At 72.9% G+C, this 15,997-nt stretch carries 2 protein-coding genes; both read right to left on the minus strand.

Annotation, left to right across the window (positions count from 1 at the left end):
* Positions 1–13,745: non-ribosomal peptide synthetase (locus tag ON27_RS25260; RefSeq protein WP_444543655.1), on the minus strand; the 13,745-nt coding region annotated here is incomplete at its 3' end.
* 8 nt (positions 13,746–13,753) lie between these two features.
* Positions 13,754–15,997, minus strand: a 2,244-nt coding sequence (locus tag ON27_RS46110; protein ID WP_245560111.1) for an amino acid adenylation domain-containing protein, incomplete at its 5' end; no start/stop codon positions are given.

The raw sequence follows: 15,997 nt of genomic DNA on the forward strand, positions 1-15,997 counted from the left end.
ACCGGCATCCGCTCCAGCACGACGAACGCGGCGGGCACCAGGTACGCGGGCAGTGCGGCCCGCAGCGCGGCGCGCACCTCCTCGATGTCGAGCTCGGCGCGGCCCGAGGCGACCAGATAGGCGACGAGCTGATCGCCCGACCGCTCGTCCGCTCGGACCAGCGCCACCGCCTGCGCGACCGCGTTCAACGCCAGCAGCGCCGCCTCGATCGCGCCGGGCTCGATGCGCATGCCGTGCAGCCGAACCTGGACGTCCGTGCGTCCCAGGTATTCCAGCTCGCCGTCGCCGCGCCACGCCACCAGATCGCCGGTGCGGTACATCCGGGCCCCGGCCGGGCCGAACGGGTCGGCCACGAACCGGTTCGCGGTCAGCTCCGGGCACGCCACGTAACCCCGGGCCAGCTGCGCGCCCGCCAAGTACAGTTCGCCGGGCACCCCGACCGGCACCGGCCGCATCCGGGCGTCCAGCACCAGCAGACGCGTATCGGCCACCGGCCTGCCGATCGGCACGGACACCACGTCCGTGTCGACCACCTCGTGACAGGTGATGCCGCCGGCGGCCTCCGTAGGGCCGTACAGGTTGTGCACCCGCGCTCCGATCACCTCTCGCGCCCGCTGCGCGGCAACCGCGGGCAATGCCTCGCCCGACGCGAAGACGTTGCGCAGCGTAATGCACTTTCCCGAGCGTGCGTCGGCCAGGAAAACCCCCAGCATGGTGGGTACGAAGTGCACCGTAGTGACGCGCTGCTCGATGATCAGCCGGGCCAGAAGGCCCGGATCTCGGCACTCATCTGGACGAGCGACCACCAGCCGTGCCCCGAAAGCCAAGGGCCAGAAAATCTCCCAGACGGACACATCGAAGGCGGCCGGGGCCTTGTGCAGCACCACGTCGTCGGCGGCGAGCGGATAGGCCGACTGCGTCCATGTGAGGCGATTCACGATCGCGGCGTGGGTGACCGCCACGCCTTTCGGGCGGCCGGTCGATCCTGAGGTGAAAATCACGTAGGCGGTGTGCCCCGGCTCCGGCGTACCGAGCCGGTCCAGGGCGGTCAGCGGAACGCCGGAGTAGCCGGTGAGGTGGAGCCGGTCGATCCGTACCTGCCGCGCCACGCCCGCGTCCAGGTCGTGGCCCGAGGTGAGCACGCACACCGGCCGGACGGTGGACAGCACGTACTCCAACCGCTCGGCGGGGTGATCGGGGTCGAGCGGGACGTACGCGCCGCCGGCCAGGGTGACCGCGTAGACGCCGACCAGCAGGTCCAGCGAGCGGCGCATGCCGAGCGCGACCGGCGCCTCCGGCCCCACGCCCTGCCCGGCCAGCCAGCGCGCCAGGCGCCGCGCGCGCCCCGCGAACTCGGCATAGGTGAGCGTGCGGCCCTCGACGGTGACCGCGGGCACGTCCGGGGTCCGGGCCACCTGAGCCTCGAACAGCGAGATCAGCGTGGCCGCGGGGTCGACCGGGGCGGCGGTGTCGTTCCACCGGTGCAGCACGAGCGCCCGCTCCGCGTCGTCCAGCAGTTCCAGGTCGCCGACGCGCGTAGACGGGTCGGCCAGCACCGTCCGCAGTACCCGCAGGAACCGAGCACCGAACGTCGCGATCGTGTCCCGGTCGAACAGGTCGGTGGCATATCGCAACACGCCGCGCAGCGCGGCTCCGGTCTCCGTGCGATGCTCGGCCAACTCGACGGCCAAGTCGACCCGCGCGACGCGATCGTCCAGCGGATAGGCCGACACCGTGAGGCCGGGCAGCCGCAGCACGGTGTCGTCGTGGTGCTCGACGCTGAGCAGTGTCTGCACGATCGGCGCGTGCGCCCGCGAGCGAACCGGGTTCAGCTCCTGCACCAACCGCTCGAACGGCAGGTCGGCGTGCGCGAAGGCCCGCACGTCGATGTCGCGCACGCGGGCGAGCAGCTCGGCGAAGGACGCGTCCGCCGCGACCCGAGTGCGCAGCACGAGGGTGTCGGCGAACAAGCCGACCAACTGCGCCTGCGCCCGCTCGCCGCGTCCGGTGACAGGCGTGCCGACCGCGACGTCGTCCACGCCGGTGAGCCGGGCGAGCAGCGTGGCGCAGGCCGCGTGCAGCACCATGAACGTCGAGACCCCGTGCCGCCGCGCGAGAGCGGCGATCGATCCGGTGAGGTCGGCGGGAATCGCGAACTCGACGGTCGCGCCTCGGCCGGAGGCCACCGGCGGGCGCGGGCGATCGGCGGGCAGCTCCAGCACCGGAGGAAGTCCGGCGAGTTCGGCCCGCCAGTAGGCGATCCGGCCGGACAGCGCCGAATCCGGGTCGTCCGCCGAGGCGAGGACCGCGCGCTGCCAGAGGGTGAAATCCGGGTATTGCACCGGCAGCGGACGCCACGACGGCTGCTTTCCCATGACGCGCGCGGTGTAGGCCGTCATCAGATCGCGGGTCAGCGGCGCGGTGGAGGCGCCGTCGGCGGCGATGTGGTGGACCACCAGCGCCAGCACATGGTCCTGCGGCGCGAGACGGAACAGGTTCGCTCGCAATGGGATTGCGGTGCTCAGGTCGAATCCGGCGACGGTCGATACCAGCACCGCTTCCGGCAGGTCCCGCTCGGTCACTTCGACCGGCTCCAGCGGCAGTTCGGGCACGTGGCACTCGGCGAGCACCACTTGCGCGGGCCCCTCGGCGTCCGCGGGGAAGACGGTGCGCAGCGATTCGTGCCGACCGATCACGTCGCGCAGGGCCGACCGCAACGCCGCCACGTCCAACGCGCCGGTGAGCCGGATGGTGATCGGGATGTGCTGGAGCGCCGAGTCGGGATCGAGCCGGTGCAGCAGCCACATCCGAGTCTGCGCCGGAGACAGCGGGATTCGTGCGGGCCGCTCGACCGGGGCGAGCACGGGCCGGACCGCGTCCCGCTCCGAGCGGGCGACCCGCAGTGCGAGCCCGGCCACGGTCGGCGCTTCGAACACCTCGCGCACGGTCAGCGCGCAACCGAGGACGGCGTTCGCCCTGGCGACCAACCGCATGGCCAGCGGCGAATTGCCGCCGAGGGCGAAGAAGTCGTCGTCCGCGCCGACGCGCGCCGCGCCGGTCACATCGGCGACGAGCGTGGCCAGCACCGCCTCCGCCCCCTCGCGGGGCGGGCGGAACAGCATTGCCGCGCCGCCGAATTCGACGGCGGGCAGCGCCGACCGGTCGAGCTTGCCCACGGTGGTCAAGGGCAGCTCGTCGAGCACGACGACGTGGGCGGGCACCAGGTGCGCGGGCAGCTGAGCGCGCGCCTCGTCCAGCACCGCCTCGGGAGTCGTACCCGGGCCGGTGACGTAGCCGACCAGGCATTCCTGCCCCGCGTGGTCGCGAGCCACCAGCACCGCCGCATTGCGCACCCCGGTCGCGGCGGCGAGCACGGCCTCGACCTCGCCCAGCCGGATCCGTCGACCGCCCAGTTCGACCGGTGCATCGTTGCGGATCAGATACACCAGATCACCGTCGCGGTTCCAGCGCACCAGGTCACCGGTCCGGTACATCACGCGGCCGGGCACACCGAACGGGTCGGCGACGAATCGTTCGGCGGTCAGCCCCGGGCGGGCGTGATAGCCGCGTGCCAGCTGGTCGCCCGCGAGATACAACTCCCCCGTGACGCCGATCGGCACCGGACGCAACCGCGCGTCCAGCACGTAGGCCCTGGTGTTCCAGCACGGGCGGCCGATCGCCACGTCCCGGCCCGATGCGGCGTCCGCGTCGGTGAACTGGTGATGGATCGCCGCGATCGCCGCCTCGGCCGGACCGTAGGCGTTGTGCACCACGCCGTCGAAGCTGCCGCGCAGCGCGGCGAGCAGACCCGGGGTGAGCGCCTCGCCGCCGCAGTGCAGATGCCGCAACGAGCGCAGCGCGTCGCCCATTCCCGCGCCGATCAGCGCGACAGGCACCGACGGCGGGTACGCGGCGATGGTGATCCGATGTGCGCGCATCAGATCCGCCAGACAGCCGAGATCGAGGCGTTCGCCGGGCCGGGCGATCACCAGCGGCGCGCCGACGGCGATCGGCAGGAAGCATTCCCACACCGACAGGTCGGAGGTCAGCGGGGCCCGTTGCAGGATGCGGTCGGACGCGGTGGCCCCGTAGCGGTGTTCCAGCCATCGCAGCTGGTTCATGATCGCGCGGTGGGCCACCGCCACACCCTTCGGGGCGCCCGTGGAACCGGAAGTGAACAGCACGTAGGCGGTGTTGGCCGGGCGCAGGGCAGCGATCCGCTCGGCATCGGCGACCGGCCCGTCGGGGACGCCACCGAGGTCGAGATCGGCCAGGTCGAGCACGGGCACGCCGTCCAGCGCGGGCAGCGTCGCGCCGCCCGCGGTGAGCACCAGCCGCGGCGCGGCGCTCGCGAGGAGCTGCGTCAGGCGCTCGGCGGAATGCGCCGGGTCGAGCGGCAGATACGCTCCGCCCGCACGCACGATCGCGTACATCGCCACGAGCATGTCGATCGAACGCGACGCGGCCAGTCCGACGATGCGCTCCGGGCCCACGCCCGCCTCGATCAGCCCGCGGGCCAGCCGATTCACCCGGGACGCGAACTCGGCGTAGGTCACCGCCGTGTCCTCGTAGCGCACGCCGATGTCGTCGGGCGTGGCGGCCACGCGGGCGGTGAGCAGATCGTCCAGCGTCTCGGCGGGCAGGGCGTGCGCGGTGGCGTTGCGGTCCGACAGCAGCATGCCGCGCTCGGCCACCGACATCAGCTCGACCGTGCCGACCGGCGTGCGCGGGTCGCGCACCATGGCGCGCAGCACGCGTTCGAAGGCGGCGACGAACCCGGCGGCGGTCGGTTCGTCGAACAGGTCGAGCGCATAGTGCAAGCGCACGTCGATGCCGTCCGGCGCGCCGTCGGCGGTGTAGTGGTCGGTCAGCGTCCAGTCCAGGTCGAGCTGGATCGGCGCCGCGCCGAGCTCGAGCGCGGCGATGGCCAGCCGGTGCAGCCGGAACCGCGGCGCGGCCTCGTGCTGCAAGCTCAGCGCGACCTGGTACAGCGGCGCGTGCGCCCGCGAGCGGACCGGGTTCACGACCTCGATCACCCGCTCGAACGGCACCGCGGCGTGGTCGAAGGCGGCCAGGTCGGCCGCGCGCACCGACGCCAGCAGCTCGGCGAGCGTCGCCTCCGGGCGGACCTCGGTGCGCAGCACCAGCGTGTTGACGAACATGCCGACGAGTTCGTCCAGCGCTTCCGCGTCGCGCCCGGCGACCGGCGCGCCGATCACGACGTCCGGCCCCGCGCCGTAGCGGCTCAGCAGCACGGCCAGCGCGGTGTGCAGCACCGTGAACGGGGTGGCCCGGTGCGCGGTCGCGAGCGCCTGGATCCGCGCGTGCAGGTCGGCGTCCAGCCGCCCGGTCGTCGCGCCGCCCCGATGGGTGGCCACGGCGGGGCGCGGCCGGTCGGACGGTAGCGTCACCACCTCGGGCAGCCCCGCCAGCCGATCGGTCCAGTACGCCAGCCGGCGCGACAACGTCGAGGCCGGATCGTCGGCGCAGCCGAGCGCGGCCCGCTGCCAGATCGCGAAGTCGGCGTACTGCACCGGCGGCCCAGGCGCCGGTGCGATGCCCGCGCACCGTGCGACATAGGCGTTGGCCAGGTCGCGGGTCAGCGGCGCGAAAGACCGGCTGTCGGCGGCGATGTGGTGCACGACGAACAGCAGGACGTGGACCTGTTGCCCGTCGGATCGGGCGTCGTTCTCGACGCGCAGCAGGCGGACGCGCAACGGCACCTCGGCGGTCACGTCGAACCCGGTTCGCGCCGCGGCGGCGATCAGCTCGGGTACCTGCGCCGCCGGAACCGGCCGCGCCACCAGCTCGACCAATTTCGTCCCGGCGGGCAGGATCACCTGCGTCGCGCCGCCGTCCTGTTCGGGGTAGATCGTGCGCAGCGTCTCGTGCCGGTCGATGACATCGGCGATCGCCGCCGCCAAGGCGGGCACGTTCAGCGCGCCGGTGAGACGCAGGGCGAACGGGATGTTGTACGCGCCGGTGGCGGCGTCGAACCGATTCAGCAACCACATGCGCTGCTGGCCGATCGACAGCGGAAGCGGCCCGCCGCGCTCCTGCGGCGTGAGCGGCGGCAGCGCGACGGGCGCGTCGTCGATCGGGCCGTCGACGGCGATCCGCCGCGCCAGCGCGCGCACCGTGGGCGCGTCGAAGATAGTGCGCACGGCTACTTCGGCGCCGATGGCCTCGCCCAGTCGCGCGGCGAGCTGGATGGCGCTGAGCGAATCACCGCCCAGGGCGAAGAAATCGTCCTCCGCGCTCACCTCGGTCACCCCGAGCAGGGTCGAGATCGTCTCGGCGACAAGCGTTTCAGCCGCACCAACAGGGGCCCGGAATCCGGCGGGCGCGAAGGCGGGCGCGGGCAGCGCCGTGCGGTCGAGCTTCCCGGACGCGCTCAGCGGAAACCGTTCCAGCACCACGAATGCCTGCGGCACGAGGTAACCGGGCAGCCGTGCGGCCACCGTGTCACGCACCGTCGGGATATCGATCGGCCCGTCGGTCACCAAGTAGGCGACCAGTCGCTTTCCCGTGCCGTGATCGTCGCGCACCAAGGCGGCGGCCTGCGCGATCCCGGAAGTCGCGAGCAGAGCCGCCTCGATCTCAGCGAAATCGATCCGCGAGCCGCGGATTTCGACCTGAGAGTCGGTGCGGCCCAGGAACTCCAGTTCGCCCGCAGCGGTCCACCGCACCAGGTCGCCGGTGCGGTACATCCGTTCGCCGGGTGGACCGAACGGGTCGGCGACGAACCGGTTCGCGGTCGGTTCCGGGCGACCCAGGTAGCCGCGCGCCAGTTGGACGCCCGCGAGATACAGCTCACCGGGCACCCCGGCGGGCACCGGCCGCAGCCGCGCGTCGAGCACGTACGTCCGGGTGTTCCAGATCGGCTTGCCCATCGGGACGGTCTCGAAGTCGGTGTCGGACACTTGATGGAAGGTCACCTCCACCGCGGCCTCGGTGGGGCCGTAGCCGTTGTGCACCCGCGCGCCGGTGAGTGCGCGCATCCGCTGGGCGACGCCGACGGGCAGCGCCTCGCCGGAACAGAACACCTCGCGCAGCGACGGTAGGTCGAGTGCTTCGGCGACGAAGTCGGCCAGCATGGACGGCACGAAGTGCGCGGCCGTCACGCCCTCGGTCCGAATGAGCCGGGCCAGGTAGGCCGGGTCGCGATGGCCGTCCGCCCGCGCCAGCACCAAGCGGGCGCCGACCAGCAGGGGCCAGAAGAACTCCGGCACCGAAACGTCGAAGGTGGCGGGCGTCTTCTGGAGCAGGACATCCCCCGGTCCGAGCGCGACGTACGCGGACTGCATCCAGCGCAGCCGGTTCACGATGCCGCGGTGACTCATCACCACGCCCTTCGGGCTACCCGTGGAACCCGAGGTGAACAGCACGTACGCGGTGTTGTCCCGGCGCAGCGGCGCGCGCCGGTCGGCGTCGGTGAGCGGACGTTCCGAGTAGCCGGACAGGTCGAGCCGATCGATCCGCGTCTCGACGGCACCGCAGCGCAGGTCGACGCCCGCGGTGAGCACGCGCACCGGCGCGGCCGTGGCGAGGACGTGCGCGATGCGCTCGGCGGGGTGGTCCGGGTCGAGCGGCAGGTAGCCGCCGCCGGCCACGGTGACGGCGTACATGCCGACCACCAGGTCGATCGATCGGCGCATGCCCAGCGCCACCAGCGATTCCGGACCGACGCCCTGTTCGACCAGCCAGCGCGCCAGCCGGTTGACCCGTCCCGCGAATTCGGCATAGGTGAGCGTCGCGTGACTCGCCGGGGTATGGCCTTGTGACGGGTGGCCCGGCGCTGTCCGCTCGAAGGTGATCGCGGGCGCGTCCGGCGTGCTCGCGACCTGGGCCGCGAAGAGGGCGGCGAGGTTGTCCGATTCGGGCGCCGGGTGCTCGGTGGCATTCCATTCCCGCAAAATCTGGTGGCGCTCGGCGTCCGACAGCAGCTCGATGTCGCCGATGCGCGCGTCGGGATCCACCGCGACGGCGACGAGTATCCGCCGCAACCGGGCGACATAGGACTCGATGGTCGCGGCGTCGAACAGGTCGGTCGCATAGCGCAGCGTGCCGGACAGTTCCGCCGACCCGGCCCGCTCCCGCACGATCAGGTGCAGGTCGAATTTCGCTCCGTCGTCGGCGATCTCGACCGGCCGCACCGACAGCCAGGGCGCCTCCACGGCCTTCCCGCCGAACTCGGCCGTGGCGGCTTCGAGACCGATCATCACCTGGAACAGCGGGTGCGCACCGGAGGTACGGTCCACCGCCATGGCGTCCACCAGGCGCTCGAACGGCAGGTCGGCGTTGGCGAACGCGGCCAGGTCGCCCTCGCGCACGTCCGCCAGCAGCGCGGTGAACGACGCGTCGCCCGGCACCCGGGTGCGCAGGGCGAGGGTGTTGGCGAACATGCCGACGAGGTCGTCCAGCGCCCGCTCGCCGCGCCCGCCGACCGGCGTGCCGATCACGATGTCGGCGCTGCCGCTCAACCGGGCCAGCGTGGCGGCGAACGCCGCGTGCAGCGTCATGAACAGCGTCGCGCCGGTGCGCCGGGCCAGCGCCCGCAGGCCGGCGGCCACCTCGGGCTGGATCACGAAATCGACGGCGGCTCCCTCGGAGGACGGCACGGCGGGGCGCGGCCGGTCGGCGGGCAGCGGCATTTGCGCAGGCGCGCCGGCCAGCACGTCACGCCAGAAGCGCAGCTGCTGGTAGGCCAGGTCGCCAGGGGCGTCCTCGGCGCCGAGCAGTTCCCCGTGCCACCGGATGTAGTCGGCGTACCGGACGGGCAGCGCGTCCCAGTCCGGAGGTCTGCCGGTCAGGCGCGCGCGATAGGCCCGGAAGAGATCGGTGACGAGCGGAACCGTCGACAACGCGTCGGCGGCGATGTGATGCACGACGAACACCAGCACGAATTCGTCACCGGCGAGGCCGCGCGACTCGTCCACCCGGTCGACGGCCAGTAGCGCGACCCGGCATGGCAACTCGGTGGTGACGTCGAACCCGGCGCGGACGATCCCGGCCACGGCGTCGCGCAACCCACGGCGGTCGATCGGCGCCGGATGCAGGCTCAGGCCGATGTCGGCGGCGTCCAGTACCGATCGGCAGGGGCCGCTGTCGGTTTCGGGGTAGGTGGTGCGAAGTGTCTCGTGCCTGGCCAGCACGTCGAGCACAGCCCGCTCCAGTGCGGTGACGTCGAGACGGCCGGTCAGCCGCAGCACGATGGGCAGGTTGTAGACGCTGTCGGCGCCGTCCTGGCTCTCGATCCGGTTCAGGAACCACAGGCGCTGTTGCGCGGGTGTGAGCGGCGCAGGCTCGGGCCGGTCCCGGCGGACCAGCGGTAGCCGAGTCGCCCCGGCGCGGCCCAGCCGATCGACCTCGGCGGCGAAGCCCTCCACCGTGGGCGCGTCGAACAGCGCGCGCACCGGAACGCGCACGCCCACGGCCGCACCCGCGCGTGCGGTGACCTGGGTGGCGTCCAGCGAACTGCCGCCCAGGGCGAAGAAATCGTCGTCCAGTCCCACCCGCTCGACCCCCAGCACCTCGGCGAACACCGCGGCGACCAGCCGTTGTGCCGCGTGCACAGGCGGGCGGAAGCGGGCGGCCGCGAGCGCCGGGACCGGCAGTGCCGCGCGATCGAGCTCGCCGCTGGCGCTCTCGGCCGGCTCGACCAGTGCGGTCGGCACCATGGACGCGGGCAGGCGCTGCGCCTGGCAGTTGTTCCGGCCTAGATAGATCAGCTCACCGTCGCGGCTCCAGCGCGCCAGGTCGCCGGTGCGGTACATCCGCGCGCCCGGCGGGCCGAACGGGTTGGCGACGAAGCGATCGGCGGTGCGGTCGACACGGCCGTGGTAGCCGCGCGCCAGTTGCGCCCCCGCCAGGTACAGCTCGCCGGGAACACCGATCGGCGCGGGCCGCAGCCGCCTGTCCAGCACATAGACCTGCGAATTCCACTCCGGTTCACCGATCGGCACCAGCGGCGTATCCGTCTCGGTGACCGGGCGGTTGGTGATGGACACCGCCGCCTCGGTCGGACCGTAGAGGTTGTGCAGGCGCGCGTCGCACACCCGGCCCAACGCGGCGACCGTTTCCGGCGGCAGCGCCTCGCCGATCACGAAAACCTCACGCAGCGTGCCGAGTTCGCCCGGCCGCGCATGCGCGGCGAAGACGGCGAGCATCGACGGCGCGAAGTCGGTCAGCGTGACGCGCTCGCGTGCGACGGTTTCGGCGAGGTAGCGCGGATCACGGTCTCTTTCCGGCAGGGCCAGCAGCAGCGTGGCCCCCGCCCGCAGCGGCAGGAAGTATCCCCACAGCGAGACGTCGGACGTGCTCGCGGTTTTCTGCAAATAGACGTCACCGGTGCCCGGCCGGTATTCGGCATGCATCCAGGCCAGTTGATTGGCGATGGCTTGGTGGCTTACCGTCACGCCCTTCGGCTTGCCGGTCGACCCGGCGGTGAAGATCACATAGGCCGGATGCAGCGGATGCAGCGGGCCGAGGCGTTCGCGGTCACTGATCTTGCCGGAGGGGTAGGTCGAGAGGTCGAGGTCGTCCAGGTGATACGTCGGAGCGGAAGCGTGCGCGGCCGCGTCGAATTCGGCCGCCTCGATGGTCAGGACCACCTGGGGCCGCGCGCTGTCGAGGATGCGCCCGATTCGCTCGGCCGGATGGGCCGGGTCCACCGGAACGTAAGCCCCACCCGCCCGCGCCACCGCGTACATGGCCACCACCAACTCGACCGAGCGCGGCAAGGCCAGCACGACCAGCGCTTCCGGGCCGACGCCGATCCCGATGAGCATCCTGGCCAGCCGGTCGGCCCGGTCGGACAGCTCGGCGTAGCTCAGCCGCTCGGTATCGCCGATCAGCGCGACGGCATCCGGCGTGCGGCGCGCCTGCGCGTCGAAACCCTCGTGCAGGAACCGGTCGGGCACTTTGTGCCCGCTGGCGTTCCAGCTCGCGGTGACGTAGTCGAGCTCGCCCGCGTCCAGCAGCGGGATGTCCCCGAGCGCCGCGTCCGGGTCGCGCACCGCCGCACGCAACAGCCGCACGAACTTGGCGGCGAACTCCCGTACGGTCGCGGGGTCGAACAGGTCGGTCGCGTAAGTGAACGCGGCGCGGTAGCCCGCCGCCGCGCCGGACACCGTGAGCTGTAGATCGAACTTCGCGACACCGGGATCGAAGTCGACCCTCTCGGTTTCCAGACCGGGCATGGCCGGCGCGATCGGTCCGAGGTCCGGCATGCGCAGCGCGACCTGGAACAGCGGATGCCGGGCGGCCGAACGCGCCGGGTTCAGCGCCTCCACCAGGTGCTCGAACGGGATGTCGGCATGCGCGAACGCGCGCAGGTCGCGGTCGGCGACCCGGGCGAGGAGCCCGGCGAAGCCCGCTTCGCCGTCCACTTCGGTGCGCAGCACCAGCGTGTTGACGAACATGCCGACCAGATCGTCCAGCGCGGGCGCGCCCCGGCCCGGGACGGGCGTGCCGATCGCGATGTCGCCGGTGCCCGACAAGCGGGCGAGCAGGGCCGCCAGCGCCGCGTGCAGCACCGTGAACGGCGTCGCGCGAACCCGCGCCGCGATGGCCTCGACGTCGGCGCGCAGGGCGGCGTCGATGTCGAACTCGTGCGTGGCGCCCCGATACGACGCCGTGGCCGGGCGCGGCCGATCGGCGGGCAACTCGAGCCGCGCGGGCAACCCGGCCAACTCGGCACGCCAGAAGGCCAGCTGACGTGCGGCCACCGCGTCCGCGGCGGTCTGCGCACCGAGCACTCGCTGCAGCCACAGCGTGTAGTCCGCGTACTGCACGGTGAGCGGAGCCCACTGCGGCGCGCGGCCCTCGTGCCGCGCGGCGTACGCGGTGGCCAGATCGCGTGTCAGCGGACCGAGCGAGACCTCGTCGGCCGCGATGTGGTGGACGACCAGCACCAGCGTGTGGTCCCGTGGCCCGCAGCGCAGCAGGCGCGCCCGCACCGGGATCTCCTCGGCGACGTCGAAGCCCTCTCCGGCCGCGCGGCGGATCGCCGCGACCAGCCGATCCTCCGGCACGTCGGCGGGCGTCAGGTCGAACACCGCGTGCACCCGCCGCACCGACTGCACGGGCCCGTCGGCGGTCTGCGGATACACGGTGCGCAGCACTTCGTGCCTGGCCACCAGATCCGTGAGCGCGGCCGACAGCGCGGACACCTCCAGCGGGCCGCGCAGGCGCAGCGCCACCGAGATGTTGTCCACGGCGGCAGCGCCCGGATCGCGGGCTCGCTCGGCGTCCGCGCCGAACCGGTTGAGGAACCACACGCGCCGCTGTGCCGGCGAAAGCGGCACGCGCTGCGGGCGCGGTTCCGCCGTCAGCGGTGGACGCGCCGGTGCGGCCACCGCCGCTCCCGGGGCGCGATACACCGCCGCGGCCGAACCGAGTTCCGGTTCCGGCAGCGCCCGGCGATCCAGTTCTCCGCCGGCGTTCAGCGGCAGGGCGTCCAGCAGCGCCGCCTCGACTTCGGTCCGTCGATCGCGCAACGAATCTCGGAGATCGGTGCGGCCGAGGTATTCCAGCTCGTCCGGCCCGCCATCGGCGCCGGGCGCCCAGCGCACCAGATCGCCGGTGCGGTACATCCGCTCCCCCGCCGGTCCGTCCGGGTTCGCCACGAATCGCTCGGCGGTCAGGCCGGGGCGGGCGAGGTAGCCGCGGGCCAGCTGCACGCCGGCCAGATACAGCTCGCCGACGACGCCGCGCGCCACCGAGCGCAGGCTGTCATCGAGCACCAGCAGTTCCATGTCGTCGGCGGCGACGCCGATCGGCACCCGGGCCGCGTCCGCACCGGTCACCTCGTGCGCGGTCACGTCGACCGCGGCTTCGGCGAGCCCGTACAGGTTGTGCAGCGTCGCGCCGCAGATGTCCCGGAAGGCGGCGGCGGTGGCGGCCGCAAGCGCCTCGCCGGAGGCGAAGACCAGCCGCAGCGAGTCCACCGCGACGGCCCTCGGCTCGGCGACGAAGACCGCGAGCACGGACGGCACGAAATGGGTTACGGTGACGCCCCTTTCCCGGATCACGCGGGCCAGGTAGGCCGGGTCTCGGTGACCGTCCGGCGCCGCGACGACCAGCCGGGCGCCGACCTGCAGCGGCCAGAAGCACTCCCACACCGACACGTCGCAGGTGAACGGCGTCTTCTGCAACACCACGTCATCGGCGCGCAGCCGGAACATGCGCTGGCGCCAGCGCAGATTCGCCACGATCGCGCGGTGCGTGACGGCCACGCCCTTCGGCAAGCCGGTGGGGCCGGAGGTGAAGATCACGTACGCGACTGCGTCCGCCGACCGGACCACCGTGGGCGCGTCCGGAGCGGGCGGGCCCGCGAACTCATCGATGCGCAGCGTCCGGACCGCACCACCGAATTCGGGCTCGTCGTGCGCGGTGGTCAACACGAGCGCCGGCTCGGCGACCGACAGCACGCGGGCGATGCGATCGACCGGGTGATCCGGGTCGATCGGCAGGTACGCACCGCCCGCCTTCAGAATCGCGTACATGCCGACCACCAGGTCGATCGAGCGCCGACCGGCCAGGCCCACCAGCGTGTCCGGCCCGACACCGAGCCCCACCAAGTGGTGGGCCAGCGCGTTGACCCGGCTGTCGAATTCGGCGTAGGTCAGGATGACGCCCGCGCATTCCAGGGCGATCGCGTCCGGGCTGCGGCGCGCCTGCTCCTCGAACTGGCTCACCAGTGTCTCGACCGGCGCGGCGGGGCTCAGGACATCGTGCGCCACGTGGGTCATCAGCGGTTTCCTTCCGAATCGAGAGCCGACCCCGGGTCGGCGAGCAGCGCCTCGGCGGTGGCGGCCACGGTCCGCAGCAAGGCCGCGAAGTCGCTGCCGCTGGGTGCGGCGAGCAGGCCGGGCGCCAGCCCGGCGAGCGTGACGCGGAGCAGGGCTTCGGAATCGACCGCCGCGCCCATCGTTTCGGCGACGCCGGTGAGCCGGGCGTCGAGTTCGCCGAAGGAGACCACTCGGTCGTTGTGCTCGAACGCGCGGGCGGTGAGATCGGCCTTCGCCGCGCGGGCGACCAGAGCGGGCAGGTCGGCCATGGCCACCGTGCGCGCGGCGGCCGCGCGGTCGGCGCCCGGGTGACCCGCACACAGCGCCTGGTGGACGGACGGTTCGAATCGCGGCGCGGGCAGCGCCGCACGGTCGAGTTTGCCGTTGACCGTCAACGGGATTCGCGGCACCGGCACGATCGCGGCGGGCACCATGTGTTCGGGCAGGCGGTAGCCCACCGCTCGACGCAGCGCGGCGGCATCGATCGACTCCTCCGCGGACACCACGTACGCGACGATGCGCGCTTCCTCCACCAGGTCGGCGCGCACCATCACGGCGACCTCCCGCACCGCCGCCGACGCCTCCAGCAGGGCGACCTCGATCTCGCCGAGTTCGACGCGGAAACCGCGCAGGTTAACTTGCTGGTCGGCGCGTCCGAGGTATTCCAGGTCGCCGTCGGGAGTCCAGCGGGCCACGTCACCGGAGCGGTAGGCGAGCGACCCGTCTCCCGAGTACGGATCCGCGACGAAGCGTGCCGCCGTCAGCGCGGGCCGATGCAGGTAGCCGCGCGCCAGCTGGCCGCCGGAGACGTAGATCTCGCCGGGCACGCCCACCGGGACGGGCCGTAGCCGGTCGTCGAGCAGGCGAACGGTCAGGCCGGGCAGCGCCGCGCCGATCACGCTCGCCGGGCCGGTGCGCCCGTCGATCGTGCGATGCGAGACGTGCACCGTGGTCTCGGTGATGCCGTACATGTTCACCAGGCGGGGCGCGTCCGGGTAGCGCGCGAGCCACCCGGCCAGTCGCTGCGGCTCCAGCGCTTCACCGCCGAAGACGACGGTGCGCAGCGCGAACCCGGCGGGCGCGGGCTCGGCAAGGTCTGCGGCGGCGAACCGATAGAACGCCGAGGGAGTCTGGCTGAGCACGGTGACCCGCTCGGCGATCAGCAACTCACGCAACCGCCGCGGCGAGCGCGCGATGTGGTGGTCGACCACCACCACCGTCGCGCCGGACAGCAGCGGCGCCCACAGCTCCCACACCGAGAAGTCGAAGGCGTAGGAGTGGAACAGCGCCCACACGTCCGCCGGGCCGAAGCCGAAGACCGACCGCGCGCTGTCCAGCAGCCGCAACACGTTGCGGTGCGGCACCACAACGCCTTTGGGCTTTCCGGTGGAGCCGGAGGTGTAGATGACGTAGGCGACATGCGCGCAGCGCAGCGGGGCGCGCCGGTCCGCGTCGATGACCGGCCCGCCGTCGAATTCCGGAAGGTTCGGCGCGTCCACGTCGATCACCGGACCGCCGAACCAGCCGCGCGGCAGCTCGGTGGCAGCGCCCGCGAGTGCGCAGATCGGGCGGGCGTCGTCCAGGACGTATTCGATCCGGTCGCCGGGGTAGGCCGGATCGATCGGCAGATACCCGCCGCCGGCTTTCAGCACCGCGAGCAGGGCGACCACCAGTTCCGCCGAGCGCGGCAGCGCGATCGCCACCAGCCTTTCCGGGCCGACACCCGCGGCGATCAGCCGCCGCGCCAACCGGTTGGACCAGTCGTCCAGTTCGGCGTAGGTCAGCGATCGCGTGCCGTCCCGGACCGCGACGGCGGCCGGGTCCAGCGCGGCGGCGCTCGTGAAACGCTCGGCCAAGTTGCCGCCCGGGTCCGCCACGCCGGGCCCGCCGTCCGCCCGTTGGTGCGGTGCCCGAGGTCGCTCCTCGGCGCCGAGCGGCTGGATGTCGCCGACGCCCACCGCCGGATCGGCCGCGCCGGCGGCGGGCGCCTGGGCTGATCGGCTGCCCCGCAGGGTGAGTGTCGGCGCGTCGAACAGCGCACGCCCCGGCGACCGCGCGCCGCGCCGGGCCACCACGCGGGCGGGAGTGCGCGAGTCACCGACGCGGGCGGGAGTGCGCGAGTCACCGACGCGGGCGGGAGTGCGCGAGTCACCGACGCGGGCGGGAGTGCGCGAGTCACCGACGCGGGCGGGAGTGCGCGAGTC

This window comes from Nocardia asiatica NBRC 100129, from assembly GCF_000308415.1.
In the GTDB taxonomy this organism is placed as follows: domain Bacteria; phylum Actinomycetota; class Actinomycetes; order Mycobacteriales; family Mycobacteriaceae; genus Nocardia; species Nocardia asiatica.